At 61.6% G+C, this 13,315-nt stretch carries 10 protein-coding genes; 8 read left to right on the forward strand and 2 right to left on the reverse strand.

The features are described 5' to 3' along the window. Positions 1-40 precede the first annotated feature (40 nt). The 8 genes from C7441_RS24045 to preA all read left to right on the forward strand — a co-directional run bounded on the left by C7441_RS24045 (position 41) and on the right by preA (position 9,783). Positions 41-289 carry a hypothetical protein gene (locus C7441_RS24045; RefSeq protein WP_109612945.1) on the forward strand — a complete coding sequence of 83 codons (249 nt, stop codon included), beginning with the start codon at positions 41-43 and terminating at the stop codon, positions 287-289. A gap of 119 nt (positions 290-408) precedes the next feature. Further along, complete coding sequence (locus C7441_RS11195) at positions 409-2,064, forward strand: ABC transporter substrate-binding protein (protein ID WP_109612946.1); 1,656 nt, start codon at positions 409-411, stop codon at positions 2,062-2,064. A gap of 91 nt (positions 2,065-2,155) precedes the next feature. Next, entirely contained in the window at positions 2,156-3,190 is a 1,035-nt protein-coding gene (locus C7441_RS11200; RefSeq protein ID WP_109612947.1) for an ABC transporter permease, read from the forward strand. 1 nt (position 3,191) lies between these two features. Further along, entirely contained in the window at positions 3,192-4,352 is a 1,161-nt protein-coding gene (locus tag C7441_RS11205; RefSeq protein WP_109612948.1) for an ABC transporter permease, read from the forward strand. A gap of 11 nt (positions 4,353-4,363) precedes the next feature. Beyond that, a complete protein-coding gene (locus C7441_RS11210) occupies positions 4,364-6,484 on the forward strand; it encodes a dipeptide ABC transporter ATP-binding protein (protein WP_109613080.1) in 2,121 nt (706 codons plus the stop codon). Between the two features lie 81 nt (positions 6,485-6,565). Beyond that, entirely contained in the window at positions 6,566-6,886 is a 321-nt protein-coding gene (locus tag C7441_RS11215) for a hypothetical protein (RefSeq protein WP_146201452.1), read from the forward strand. A gap of 216 nt (positions 6,887-7,102) precedes the next feature. Continuing rightward, complete coding sequence (locus C7441_RS11220; protein ID WP_109612950.1) at positions 7,103-8,467, forward strand: NAD(P)-dependent oxidoreductase; 1,365 nt, start codon at positions 7,103-7,105, stop codon at positions 8,465-8,467. A gap of 2 nt (positions 8,468-8,469) precedes the next feature. Continuing rightward, entirely contained in the window at positions 8,470-9,783 is a 1,314-nt protein-coding gene (gene preA, locus C7441_RS11225; protein ID WP_109612951.1) for an NAD-dependent dihydropyrimidine dehydrogenase subunit PreA, read from the forward strand. Positions 9,784-10,030: 247 nt separating this feature from the next. On the opposite strand, the gene C7441_RS11230 is transcribed toward preA, so the two are convergent. Next, positions 10,031-12,094: a TRAP transporter permease gene (locus C7441_RS11230; RefSeq protein ID WP_109612952.1), complete on the reverse strand. Its 2,064-nt coding sequence runs from the start codon at positions 12,092-12,094 to the stop codon at positions 10,031-10,033. 119 nt (positions 12,095-12,213) lie between these two features. Then, on the reverse strand, positions 12,214-13,200 hold the full coding sequence (locus C7441_RS11235; RefSeq protein ID WP_109612953.1) for a TAXI family TRAP transporter solute-binding subunit: 987 nt from the start codon (positions 13,198-13,200) through the stop codon (positions 12,214-12,216). Positions 13,201-13,315 lie beyond the last annotated feature (115 nt).

A 13,315-nucleotide genomic window follows, 5' to 3' on the forward strand; every position in this document is an offset into this window, starting at 1 on the left:
ACATTTCGACGTCATTTTCGTCGGAAAAATACGCACGGCGATGTGGTGGCAGTTCGGCTCTCCTGACAATCGCGGTCAGGAGCTTTCCACAACTTTTGATGGCAATAGCTGCGCCTGGCTGTCGAGCAAGCGGCGCGAGGCCACGCCCGATCTTGCGTCGAAGCATGCCGGCGCTGGCCGATTTGCGACAGGACTGCTGACCTTGCCAAGCACGCGGGATTTCGGCGGAAAGGGCTGTGAAATACCAATGAAATACCAATATCACGCCAATTTTGTCGTAATTCCGTAACCGACATGCCATCCAAAATTGCACATTCGCCCTGCTTTTGCGACCCGAGCTTTTGACATCGAAGCCGGGATGCGAAATGCTAATCGGCGGAAAGCTAGAAAAATAATGGGAGAACAATAATGAAATTCTACAAGAGCAATGGGGATCGTGTGCCCGATCACATCCGCGACCTTGCGCGGGACGTGAAGTCGGGCAACGTGGATCGCCGCGAATTCCTTGCTTTGGCTAGCATTTTTGGCGCCACGACGGCTATGGCATACGGCATGATCGGGCTTGCCGCGCCTACGCCCGCACTGGCCCAGGAAGAGCCGAAAAAGGGTGGCGTGCTGAAGGTGTCGATGTTCGTCAAGGCGAACAAGGATCCGCGTACGGCCGACTGGTCGGAAATCGCCAACGCCATGCGCCAGTCGCTGGAACCGCTCATCAAGTTCACGCGCGATTTCGCCTTCGAGGGCCGGCTGGTCGAGAGCTGGGATATCAATGACGACGCGACGGAATATGTGCTGCATGTGCGCCAGGGCGTGACCTGGAACAACGGCGACAAATTCGACGCGGACGACGTGATCTACAACCTCACGCGCTGGTGCGACCAGACCGTCGAGGGCAATTCGATGACGCAACGTCTGGGCACGCTCATCGACCCCGATACGAAAAAGCTGCGCGAGGGGGCAGTCGAGAAGGTCGATGATCACACGGTGAAGCTGAAACTCTCCGAGCCGGACGTGACGATCATTCCCGGCTTCTCCGACTATCCGGCTCTGCTGGTGCATCCGAGCTTCGACGAGACCGGCGCGGATTGGGTGAAGAACCCGATTGGAACCGGGCCTTTCGATCTGGTTTCCTACGATGTCGGCAACCGCGTCGTCTACAAGCGCCGCGAGAACGGCCAGTGGTGGGGCGGCGAGCCCTATCTCGACGGTATCGAGTTCATCGACTATGGCACCGATCCGTCGGCCGAGGTCAGTGCGTTCGAAGCTGGTGAAATCCACACCAACTACGAAACCACGGCCGATTATGTCAGCATTCTCGACGGTCTCGACCTGGTCAAGTCGGACGTGAAGACCTCCACGACGCTCACCATTCGCATGAACGTCTCCAACAAACCCTATGACGACCAGAAGGTGCGCAAGGCCGTGCAGCTTGGCGTCGACAACAATGTCGTGCTGCAACTCGGCATGAACAATGCCGGCACCAAGGCGGACAACTACCATGTGGCGCCGATCCAGCCCGACTGGGCCGAGATCGGGACGCATGAGCGCGACATCGAAAAGGCCAAGGCCATGATCAAGGAGGCCGGGCAGGAGAATTTCGAGCACGAGATCATTTCGGTCGACGAGAACTGGCACAAGAACAGCTGCGACGCGGTTGCCGCGCAGCTTCGCGAAGCCGGATTCAAGGTGAAGCGGACCGTGCTGCCGGGCTCCACCTTCTGGAACGACTGGACGAAATATCCCTTCTCCGCAACCAACTGGAACATGCGCCCGCTGGGCATCCAGGTCGTCGCGCTTGCCTACAAGACCGGCGGAAGCTGGAACGAGACGGCCTACGCCAATCCCGATCTCGACAAGCTGATCGACCAGGCCGTGTCGATCGGCGACAACGAGAAGCGCAAGGCGGTGATGAAGGATATCGAGCAGATCATCCAGGATTCAGGCATCATCATCCAGCCCTACTGGCGCAACCTCTACCGACACTCGGTTGCCGAGGTGAAGGATTTCGGCATGCACCCGATGTTCGAGATCGACCTGCACAAGGTCTGGCTCGACCAGGCGTAAGCGCGATCCGGATATGGATAAGGGGCCGGGCGGCCCCTTATCCTTCATGGGTTGATCTTATCGGACCCCAATCCGATCGGCAGGGGGATTCATGCTTGCATTCGTAGTGCGTCGCCTCGGAACCATGATCCTGACCATGGTGTGCCTGACACTCGTGGTCTTCTTTATGGTCAATCTGGAGCCGAACCTGACCAAGCTGGCATTGAGCCAGATGGATATGCGCGCCACCCGCGCCGACCAGGAACACTGGCTTGAGCGCAACGGCTATCGGGAACCCTTTTTCGTCCGCTATGGCCAGTGGATCGGCGTGGTCAAGAAGCAGCCGATCGTCGATCCCGAGACCGGCAAGGCAACGGCGCGCTTCTCGTTTTGCAGCGATCCCGTGACGCCGGTCTATTCGGGGGTGCTGCAGGGCGATTTCGGCTGCTCGACGAAATTCAGGACAACCGTGTCCTCGAAACTCTTCCCGGCACTCGGCGCCACGGGCATCCTCATGTTCTGGGTACTGGTCGTCATGGTTCCGGTTTCGCTGCTGATCGGCATATTGGCGGGTATGCGCGAGGGCACGCGCATGGACCGAACATTGTCGGTGGCCTCGATCGCATCGACGGCGACGCCCGAATATGTGTCGGGCGTGATCTTCACCGTCGTGTTCGCCTCGTGGCTCGGCTGGCTGAACGGCTCGGCGGCTTCGGCCTCGCGCGGCATCACCTTCTACAATTTCACGCTGCCGGTGATGACGCTCGCTATCTACGGCATCGGCTATATCGCGCGCATGACGCGCGCCTCCATGGTGGAGGTGATGACGCAGCAATATATCCGCACCGCGCGGCTGAAGGGTCTCGGTTTCGGCGCGGTGGTAGTGAAGCATGCCCTGCGCAACGCGCTGATCGCGCCCTTCACAGTGATCATGCTTCAGTTTCCCTGGCTGCTCACCGGCGTCGTCATCGTCGAAGTGATGTTCCGCTACCAGGGCTTCGGCTACACGCTGGTGGAAGCCGCCAGCAACAACGACATCGACCTGTTGCTCGGCTGTTCGCTGGTTTCGGTGTTCGTCGTGCTGTTCACCCAGCTCATTTCCGATCTGGGGTACGCCTATCTCAATCCGCGCATCAGGGTGCAGTAAGATGGGGACGGTGGAATATCTGACGGTTACGCAGATCGTGCTCGGCGTGCTGGTGCGGTTCTGGATCGTGTGGGTGGCGCTTGGCCTTGTGCTGGCGGCGAGCTTCACGTTCAAGAAGCGCCTCGGCCTTTACGGCCAGCTCTTCGACAGCGGCGTGGGCATTGCCGGTGTGGTGCTGTGCCTGTTCTGGCTGTTCACGGCGATGTTCGCCAGCCACATCTCGCCTTTCAACCCGCTCACGCAGATTCCCGTCATGAAGGACGTGCTGCCGGGAGCGATCGATCCGGCGTCGGGCAAGCCCTTCCTGTTCGGCGGCGACAAACTGGCGCGCGACGTGTTCAGCCGCATGGTCTATGGCAGCCGGATCGTGCTGGCCATCGCACCCGCCGCCACCGCTTTCGCGCTGATGGTCGGCATCACATTGGGGCTGGCGGCTGGCTATTTCGGTGGCAGGATCGATACTTTCCTGTCCTTCCTGGCCAATCTGGTGCTGGCTTTCCCGGTGATCCTGCTGTTCTACCTGCTGGTGACGCCGGGCATCATGGACACGCCCATCCCCTATGCCATGGCGGGGCTGTTCTTCGTGTTCCCGATCATCTTCTTCTGCGTGCTGTTCTACACGCGTTTCAGGCATCGTCCGGAACGGCTCTATCCGCTGCTTGCCGTGACGCTGGTGCTGGGTGGCTGGGTCTATGCGGGGCTGGTGTTCAACGCCGATCCGCTGAACCTCATCAGTCTTGCGCCCAACGAACTGAATATCTTCGTGGCCGTGGTGTTCGCGTCCAGCCCCGGCGTGTTCCGCATCGTGCGTGGGCTGACCATGGATATCAAGACCCGCGACTATGTGGCGGCCGCGCAGACGCGTGGCGAGCGGCCATGGTATATCATGCTGTGGGAAATCCTGCCCAACGCACGCGGGCCGCTGATCGTGGATACCTGCCTGCGCGTGGGCTACACGACCATCCTGCTCGGCACGCTCGGCTATTTCGGGCTCGGGCTGGCGCCGGAAAGCCCCGATTGGGGCACGGCGATCAAGGACGCCAGCCGGCTGCTGCGCTCGGCCATCCACCCGGCGCTGCCGCCGACCATCGCGCTGATGTCGTTCGTGCTCGGGCTGAACCTGCTGGCCGATGCGCTGCGCGAACAATCGCTGAAGGATTGATGGAGATCGCCATGAACGAGGCAGTTCGAGATCCCGCCCAGCCGATCCTGGAGATCGAAAACCTTTCCATCTCCTTCTTCACGCGGGCCGGCGAAATCCCGGCCGTGATGGATTTTTCCTGCTCGGTCCTGCCGGGCGAGGCGATGGGGCTGGTCGGTGAAAGCGGTTGCGGCAAGTCCACCGTGGCGCTCGGCGTCATGCGCGACCTGTCCAATGTCGGCGAGATCGTCGGCGGCAGGATAAAATTCCAGGGCCGCGACATGGGCGAAATGTCGGAGGAGGAACTGCGCAGGATACGCGGCAACAAGATCGCCATGATCTACCAGGAGCCGATGGCGAGCCTCAATCCGGCGATGAAGATCGGCCGCCAGCTCATGGAAGTGCCGCTGATCCACGAAAAAGTGTCGAAGGACGAGGCCTACAGGCGCTCGATCGAGATGCTGGAGGCCGTGCGCCTGCCCGACCCCGAGCGGGTGATGAAATCCTATCCGCATCAGCTTTCGGGTGGCCAGCAGCAGCGCATCGTGATCGCCATGGCGCTGCTGTCGAAACCGTCGCTGCTGCTGCTCGACGAACCGACTACGGCGCTCGACGTGACCGTGGAGGCGGGCATCGTCGATCTGGTGAAAGGGCTCGGCAAGGAGTTCGGCACGTCGATGATCTTCGTGTCGCACAATCTAGGCCTGATCCTGGAGACCTGCGACCGCATCACGGTGATGTATTCGGGTGAGGCGGTGGAAACCGGCACGGTCAGGGATGTGTTCGAGCGTATGCGCCATCCCTATACGCAGGGGTTGTTCCGTTCGATCCCGCTGCCGGGCGCGGACAAGAACACGCGGCCGCTGATCGCCATTCCCGGCCAGTTGCCGTTGCCGCAGGATCGGCCGAGGGGCTGCAATTTCGGTCCGCGCTGCCACCACTTCGTTGATGGCGTGTGCAACGTCGCCGAAATCCCGATGATCCCGGTGAACGGGCACGACAATCATTTCAGCCGCTGCGTGCGCTTCGACGAGATCGACTGGAAAGCCGTTCCGGAAGGAACCCACACTGACAAGGAGCCGATCACACCGGGCGCTCCGATGCTGAAAGTGGACGAGTTGAAGAAATACTACCGGGTCTCCGCCAACGAGGTGTTCGGCGGCGGCGAGGGGCGCGTCGTCAAGGCCAATGAGGCGATCAGCTTCGAGGCGCGCGAGGCCGAGACGGTTGCAATCGTGGGCGAAAGCGGCTGCGGCAAGTCAACGCTTGCCAAGGTACTGCTGGGGCTGGAGACGGCAAGTTCCGGCAAGATCACGCTGGCCAATCAGGAAATCCAGTCAACCCCTGTCGAGGAGCGCGCCGTCGATACGGTTTCCTCGATCCAGATGGTGTTTCAGAACCCGTTCGATACGCTGAACCCCAGCCATTCGGTGGGGTCGCAGATCATCCGCACGCTGGAAAAGTTCAGGATCGGCAACAGCGTGGCCGAGCGGCGGCAGAGGATGTTCGAACTGCTCGATCTGGTGAAGCTGCCGCGCGCCTTTGCCGAGCGCATGCCGCGCCAGCTTTCCGGCGGGCAGAAGCAGCGCATCGGGGTGGCGCGCGCCTTTGCCGGCCGGGCCCGCGTGGTGGTGGCCGACGAACCGGTTTCGGCGCTGGATGTGTCCGTGCAGGCGGCCGTGACCGAGCTGTTGATGGACATTCAGCGCGAGCAGAAGACGACCATGCTGTTCATCAGCCATGACCTGTCGGTGGTGCGTTATATCGCCGACCGCGTGGTGGTGATGTATCTCGGCTATATCGTGGAGCAGGGGACGACCGACCAGATATTCTCACCGCCCTATCATCCCTATACCGAGGCGCTGCTTTCGGCGATTCCGATTGCGGATACCAGCGTGGTCAAGAAGCGCATCGTGCTGGAAGGTGAAATCCCTTCGGCCATGAACCCGCCGACCGGCTGCCCGTTCCAGACGCGCTGCCGCTACAAGCATCTGGTGCCCGACAATCTGTGCGAAACGCAGGTGCCGCCGCTCAAGGAACTTGGCGGCGGTCACAAGAGTCTTTGCTGGCTGTCCGACGAGGTTCTCGCCGGGATGGAACCGGTGATCAGCTTGGGCAAGGCTGCGGACGACAAAAGTGACACCGATGTTTGATTGACCCGGCCATGGTATCGGCGTGAAGAAACACTACCTTAGGATGGTCGGCCGGTGCCGACCCGAAAGGTACGCTGAAAAATGTCAACTGTCCGGAACATCAAGAGACTGGCGTCGTGCGTCGTGCTGGCGCTTGCGGTATCCGGCGGCACGCAGGCCTTTGCCGGCGGGGTTGTTGCGACGGGCGGACAGGTTCCTGTCCAGCCCGTGCCGAATTTTGCCGTGATCCAGCAGAACCAGCAGATCATCCAGCAAGACCAGCAGATGCGCCAGAATTACCAGTTGCGGCAGCAGATATATCGGGATCAGGACCGGCCGCGCGTGACGCCGCAGCAGATGGACGTGCCCAGAATGAAGCCGCAGAATTGCCAGGGTTCCATTCCGGCGGGCTCCTGCCAGTAATGTCCGGGCAGGTCCGGCTCATGAGTTTGACGCCGGTTTTCGGTGTCCCTCATCCGATTGCCGAGCGTGTTTTCGGAATATAGAAATGATAAAAACATGACATTAATTGTCATGTTTTTATCACGTAATTTCAATTGGTTAGCTAGAAAATTGACCAATTGATAAAAAAATGAACTGTGCTAACCTTCCCCAAAACCACAATAACGGGGAACTGAAATGGCCGAAGGTCAGTTCAAGGAAGGCATAGCCGCCGGAAGGCTTGCCGCCGCACAATATGCGGAGAATTTTTCCGACCTGCATCCACCGCTCGACCATCACGAAGCGCTGGTCGAGGCGGATCGCTGCTACTTCTGCTACGACGCGCCCTGCATGCAGGCCTGTCCGACATCCATCGACATACCGATGTTCATCCGGCAGATCGCCACCGGCAATCCGCTCGGTTCGGCCAAGACCATATTCGACCAGAACATCCTTGGCGGCATGTGCGCCCGCGTCTGCCCCACCGAGACGCTGTGCGAAGAGGTCTGCGTACGCGAGACGGCAGAAGGCAAGCCGGTGCAGATCGGCCGTCTGCAGCGTTACGCCACCGACATCGCGATGGAGGAGGACAAGCAGTTCTACACCCGGGCCGCGCCCACGGGCCGCAGGGTCGCCGTGGTCGGGGCAGGGCCGGCGGGGCTCGCGGCTGCGCATCGGCTGGCGCGCTACGGTCATGACGTGACGGTTCTGGAGGCTCGGCCGAAATCCGGCGGCCTCAATGAATACGGCATTGCCGCCTACAAGAGCACCGACGATTTCGCGCAGGCCGAGGTGGAATATGTGACCGCCATCGGCGGCATCACCATCGAAAACGGCAAGGCGATGGGCCGCGATTTCCATCTTGCAGATCTCACGGCGAAGTATGACGCCGTCTTCCTCGGGCTCGGCCTTGGCGGCATCAATGCGCTGCGTGCCGAAGGCGAGGATGCCGGTGGCGTCGAAAATGCGGTTGAATATATAGCCACGCTGCGTCAGGCAAGCGATCTCGGCGTATTGCCCATCGGCAGGCGCATCGTCGTCATCGGCGGCGGCATGACGGCCGTCGACGTGGCGGTGCAGTCCAAGCTGCTGGGCGCGGAAGAAGTCACCATCTGCTACCGGCGCGGGCAGGAGCACATGAACGCTTCCGTGTTCGAGCAGGATCTGGCCTCTGCCAATGGCGTTACCATCCGCCACTGGATGCAGCCCCGGCGGGTACTTTCCGAAGGCGGCAAGGTGGTGGGCATCGAGCTCGAATACACCGCGCTGAAGGGAGACAAACTGGCCGGCACCGGAGAAACCCTGACATTGCAGGCCGATCAGGTGTTCAAGGCCATCGGCCAGACCTTCGAGCCAGCGTCGCTGAACGGCTCCGGTCCATCCATGGCCATGGAAGGCGGGCGCATCGTCGTGGACGATCAGGGCCGCACCTCGCTTGCCAAGGTCTGGGCCGGCGGCGACTGCATCCTCGGCGGCGACGACCTCACCGTTTCGGCCGTCGCGCAGGGGCGCGATGCCGCCGAAAGCATTCACAAGTCACTCACCGCGAACGGGAGGGCGTGAGCATGGCTGACATTCGCAACAATTTCATCGGCATCAAATCACCTAACCCGTTCTGGCTGGCCTCGGCGCCGCCCACGGACAAGGCCTATAATGTCGAGCGCGCCTTCAAGGCAGGCTGGGGGGGCGTGGTCTGGAAGACGCTGGGCGAGGAAGGGCCGCCGGTCGTCAACGTCAACGGCCCGCGCTATGGCGCGATCTGGGGGGCGGACCGCCGCCTGCTCGGCCTCAACAATATCGAACTGATCACCGACCGCGACCTGCAGACCAACCTGCGCGAGATGAAGCAGGTGAAGATGAACTGGCCGGATCGGGCGCTGGTCGCCTCGATCATGGTGCCTTGCGTGGAGGAAAGCTGGAAGGCGATCCTGCCGCTGGTGGAAGAAACCGGCGCCGACGGCATCGAGCTGAACTTCGGCTGTCCGCACGGCATGTCCGAGCGCGGAATGGGCTCGGCGGTCGGGCAGGTGCCGGAATATATCGAGATGGTTGTGCGCTGGTGCAAGCAATACACGCGCATGCCTGTCATCACCAAGCTGACGCCCAACATCACCGACATTCGCAAGCCGGCCCGCGCCGCCCATGCCGGCGGCACGGATGCGGTGTCGCTGATCAATACCATCAACTCGATCACGGGCGTCGATCTCGACAGCTTCTCGCCCGAACCGTCTATCGGCGGCAAGGGCAGCCATGGCGGCTATTGCGGCCCGGCGGTGAAGCCGATCGCGCTCAACATGGTGGCCGAGATCGCCCGCGATCCGGAAACGCGCGGCCTGCCCATCTCGGGCATCGGCGGTGTTACCACTTGGCGCGATGCGGCGGAGTTCCTGGCGCTCGGTGCGGGTAATGTGCAGGTCTGCACGGCGGCGATGACCTACGGCTTCAAGGTCGTGCAGGAAATGATCGCCGGTCTCGAGAGCTGGATGGACGAGAGAGGCCATCGCAGCCTTGACGACGTTATCGGCCGCGCCACGCCCAACGTCACCGACTGGCAGTATCTCAACCTCAATTACATCGCCAAGGCGCGTATCGACCAGGACGCCTGCATCAAATGCGGCCGCTGCCATATCGCCTGCGAGGACACCTCGCATCAGGCGATCACCAGCATGGTCGATGGCGTTCGCCATTTCGAGGTGATCGAGGAGGAGTGCGTGGGCTGCAACCTGTGCGTCAATGTCTGCCCGGTCGAAGGCTGCATCACCATGGAGCCGCTGGCCGTGGGCACGCTCGACAAGCGCACCGGCAAGGTGGTTTCGCCCGAATATGCCAATTGGACGACGCATCCGAACAATCCGATGGCAAGGCAGGCCGCAGAATAGAGCCCGCATCCTCCCGCGGACGCATTCTGTTCCTCGTTCGGCGGGGTGAACCGGCGGGGAACGGCGCGAAGGGCGAAGGGGCAGATCGGCGGCACCGGGGCGCTTGGCGTCAAGGTGTCGCCGATTTCGTTTTCAGAGCGCGATGACGTTTCCGTCACCACGTTCTATCCATTTTGCGCGGGCATGACCTTTCCGAAATTCGATTCCACTTTTCTGGATGCCGATCTTCGGTTCAGGGCCATGCTCTCTATGCGGGCAGGGCTTTCTGGATCTGCAGTCCCCGCATTTGCCGCAACAGCACCGGAATGACCAGTACGACGCCAAGCACCGTGGAATAGAGTTCCGGCGCGATCATCAGGAAGGCAGCGAGCACGAGCAGAAGATTTTCCCAGGCCTTGGTCGGCACGAGCATGAAGCGCGAGAGGGCAGCGCCCAGGCAGACGATGCCGAAGGCGCAGCCGAAGAAGGCCAGCAGGAAATCGGGCAGGTTGAAATCCTTCGTCACCAGCAGCAGCGATGGCGAGAAGACGAAGACGAAGGGCACCAGCGCCTTGCCCAACCCGAGCCGGAACGCCGTATTTCCGGTCTTGAAGGGGTCGGAACCCGCCATGCCCGCCGCTGCATAGGCGGCCAGCGCCACCGGTGGAGTTATATCGGCCAGCAGCCCGTAATAGAAGACGAAGAAGTGGGCCACGATGGGCTCGACGCCCAGCAGAACCAATGCTGGTGCCGCAATGGTGACCATGATGATGTAGTTGGCGGTGGTGGGGATGCCGCAGCCCATCAGAATGCAGACGACGCCGGTCATCAGCAATGTGAACAGCAGGGTCAATGTGGTTTGCGAGAACATCACCGCCGGTATGATGGAGCCCGAGAAGGATGCCATCTGGGCGGCGGTCGATGTGACGATGTAGGAGAGCTTGAAGCCGACGCCCGTGAGCGTGACGACGCCGATGACGATGCCGACGGTTGCCGCTGCTGCGCCCACCGCAAGCGCGTATTTGGCGCCATCGCGCAGGCAGACCATGACCTCGCTTATCGACATGCGCCGGCGCGGGTTGAGCAGGCCCACGACAACGCAGAGCGTGATGCCCCAGAATGCCGCGAGATAGGGCGTATAGCCGGAGACAAGCACGCCGATCAGTGCAACCAGTGGGATGATGGTCGGCCAGTCGCGCTTCAGCGCCTCCTTCACATCGGGCATCTCGTCAGGACGCAGGCCGCGCAGCCCGCTGCGCTTGGCTTCGAAATGCACCTGCATGAGCACGCCGAAGAAGTGCATGAAGGCCGGCACGACCGCTGCCAGGATGATCGTCGTGTAGGGCAGGTTGAGGAACTCGATCATCAGGAACGCGGCCGCGCCCATGATCGGCGGCGTCACCTGGCCGCCGGTGGAGGAGGCGGCCTCGACTGCGGCGGCGAAATTGCGCTTGTAGCCCAGGCGGATCATGGCCGGGATGGTGAGCGAGCCGACCGTCACCGTGTTGGCGACCGAGGAGCCCGAAATCATGCCGAACAGGGCCGAGCCGAAAATCGATACCTTGGCGGGGCCGCCGGCGAAGCGGCCTGCCACCCAGGCGGCGCAGTCGAGGAACAGTTGCCCCAGGCCGATGCGGCTTGCGAAGACGCCGAACAGCACGAAATGGAAGACGTAGGTTGCGACGACGCCGAGGGCGAGGCCGTAGATGCCTTGCGTCGTCAGGTAGAGGTGATTGACGAGCTGCGAAACCGAATTGCCGGGATGCACCAGAATGCTCGGCATGTAAGGCCCGAAGATCGCATAGGCCATGAAGATGATGCAGATGATCGGCAAGGGCCAGCCGACCGAGCGACGCGTGGCGTCGAGCAGCAGGACGATCAGCAGCAGCCCGAGGAAGACGTCGGTGGGGGTGGGATTGCCGACGCGGAAGGCGAGGTCGTCCAGCGGAATGAGTGGCACGTGCGCTACGGCGACGACGGCGCCGATGGCCAGGAGCCAGTCATAGATCGGGATTCCGAACGGCGTAAACAGGGTCGATCTGGGCGTCTTGTCGTAGCCGCGCTTGGTCAGCGGAAAGACGAGGAAGACAAGTGCGAGCACGAAGGAAAGATGGATGCCGCGATGCACCATCTCCTGCAGAAGGCCGAAACCTGCCGTGTAGTAGTGAAATATGGACAGGACGATCAGCAGGAAGCCGACCAGATAGGAACCGTAGGTGGTGAGCTTGCGGAAACGGATTTCCGAATCGAATTTTTCCTCAAGCTCGCGCGCCTTCTCTTCGTCCAGCTCCATTGCCTGAAGGCTGATTTTCTGGTCCTGATTTTCGCTCATGCCAGATTTCCCACCTGTCCCCTGTCGATGCCCTTGCCGGGCCTCGTTATTCGATTATGGCAAACAAGGCGGGAGGTATGCCCCCCGCCTTGCTGGTTTCAAAGCCGTTGCGGCGCTTCCTATTTGAGGAGGCCGGTTTCCTTGTAATAGCGTTCCGCGCCTGGATGAAACGGAATGCCGGCGCTTTTCACCGCATTGTCGGCCGTTATCAGCTTGCCCTTGGCGTGGCCCGCCTGCAGGCTCTTTTGCGTGTCTTCGCTGTAGAGCGACTTGGTGATGTTGTAGATCAGGTCATCGGCCTGCTTGGCGCTGGTCACCAGCTGTGCGGCAACCGAGATGGTCTTGGTCTCCGGCACGTTCTTGTAGGTGCCTTCCGGCACCGTGTCGGCCTGGAAGAACTTCTGCTCGGAAAGCAGCTTGTCGGCTTCCGGCCCGGTAATCGGCACCAGCGTGATGTTGTTGGTCGCCGCCAGTTCGACGATGGCGCCGGTCGGATAGCCGCCGACGAAGAAATAAGCGTCGAGCGAATTGTCCTGGACCTTCTCGCCGGCCGGGCCGGGCTTCAGATATTCGGCCTTCACGTCCTGCTCGGACAGGCCGTAGGCGGCAAGCACGAGACGCGCGTCGACGATCGTGCCGGAGCCCGGCTCGTCGAGCGAGACGCGCTTGCCCTTGAGATCGGCGACCGACTTGATGCCGGCATCGGCGCGGGCGACAAGATGGATCGTTTCCGGATAGAGCGTGGCGATCAGGCGCAGGTCCTCGACCTTCGGCTTGCCTTCGTAAAGGCCGGTGCCGCTATGGGCCCAGTAGGCGACGTCCGACTGGGTGAAGCCCGCTTCACCGGCACCGGACTGAATGGCGCTGATATTGGCAACCGAGCCGTTGGAGGCGACGGCGGTCGCGACCAGATCCTTGACGCCCGACGAACCGGTGGCCGAGATCGCATTCGCGATGAGGCCGCCGACCGGATAGTAGGTGCCTGCCGTTCCGCCCGTGCCGATGCGGAAAAACGCCTGCTGCGCGAATGCCGCGCCTGAGCCTGCCAGCAATGCTGCGGCGCCGACGCCGGCTGAGAACGCGCGGCGGGTGATAGAGAATGCCATTGTCCAACTCCCCTTCTCTCAAAGAGGCTAACATGGTCGAGCCGGTAAAAGCTTGTCAACTTCCAACTCCAGCTTCCCACGCTGGTCTCGGTGCTCTCCCGTAAGCCTTTAGTTG

Source organism: Pseudaminobacter salicylatoxidans, from assembly GCF_003148475.1.
GTDB classification, from domain to species: domain Bacteria; phylum Pseudomonadota; class Alphaproteobacteria; order Rhizobiales; family Rhizobiaceae; genus Pseudaminobacter; species Pseudaminobacter salicylatoxidans.

Excerpts from the sequence above, each read along its gene's own strand:
- C7441_RS11200 (WP_109612947.1), top strand. The coding sequence starts at position 2,156 with ATGCTTGCATTCGTAGTGCGTCGCCTCGGAACCATGATCCTGACCATG.
- C7441_RS11215 (WP_146201452.1), top strand. The coding sequence starts at position 6,566 with ATGTCAACTGTCCGGAACATCAAGAGACTGGCGTCGTGCGTCGTGCTG.
- C7441_RS11235 (WP_109612953.1), bottom strand. The coding sequence starts at position 13,200 with ATGGCATTCTCTATCACCCGCCGCGCGTTCTCAGCCGGCGTCGGCGCC.
- C7441_RS11205 (WP_109612948.1), top strand. The coding sequence starts at position 3,192 with ATGGGGACGGTGGAATATCTGACGGTTACGCAGATCGTGCTCGGCGTG.
- C7441_RS11230 (WP_109612952.1), bottom strand. The coding sequence starts at position 12,094 with ATGAGCGAAAATCAGGACCAGAAAATCAGCCTTCAGGCAATGGAGCTG.
- C7441_RS11220 (WP_109612950.1), top strand. The coding sequence starts at position 7,103 with ATGGCCGAAGGTCAGTTCAAGGAAGGCATAGCCGCCGGAAGGCTTGCC.
- C7441_RS11195 (WP_109612946.1), top strand. The coding sequence starts at position 409 with ATGAAATTCTACAAGAGCAATGGGGATCGTGTGCCCGATCACATCCGC.
- C7441_RS24045 (WP_109612945.1), top strand. The coding sequence starts at position 41 with ATGTGGTGGCAGTTCGGCTCTCCTGACAATCGCGGTCAGGAGCTTTCC.
- preA (WP_109612951.1), top strand. The coding sequence starts at position 8,470 with ATGGCTGACATTCGCAACAATTTCATCGGCATCAAATCACCTAACCCG.
- C7441_RS11210 (WP_109613080.1), top strand. The coding sequence starts at position 4,364 with ATGAACGAGGCAGTTCGAGATCCCGCCCAGCCGATCCTGGAGATCGAA.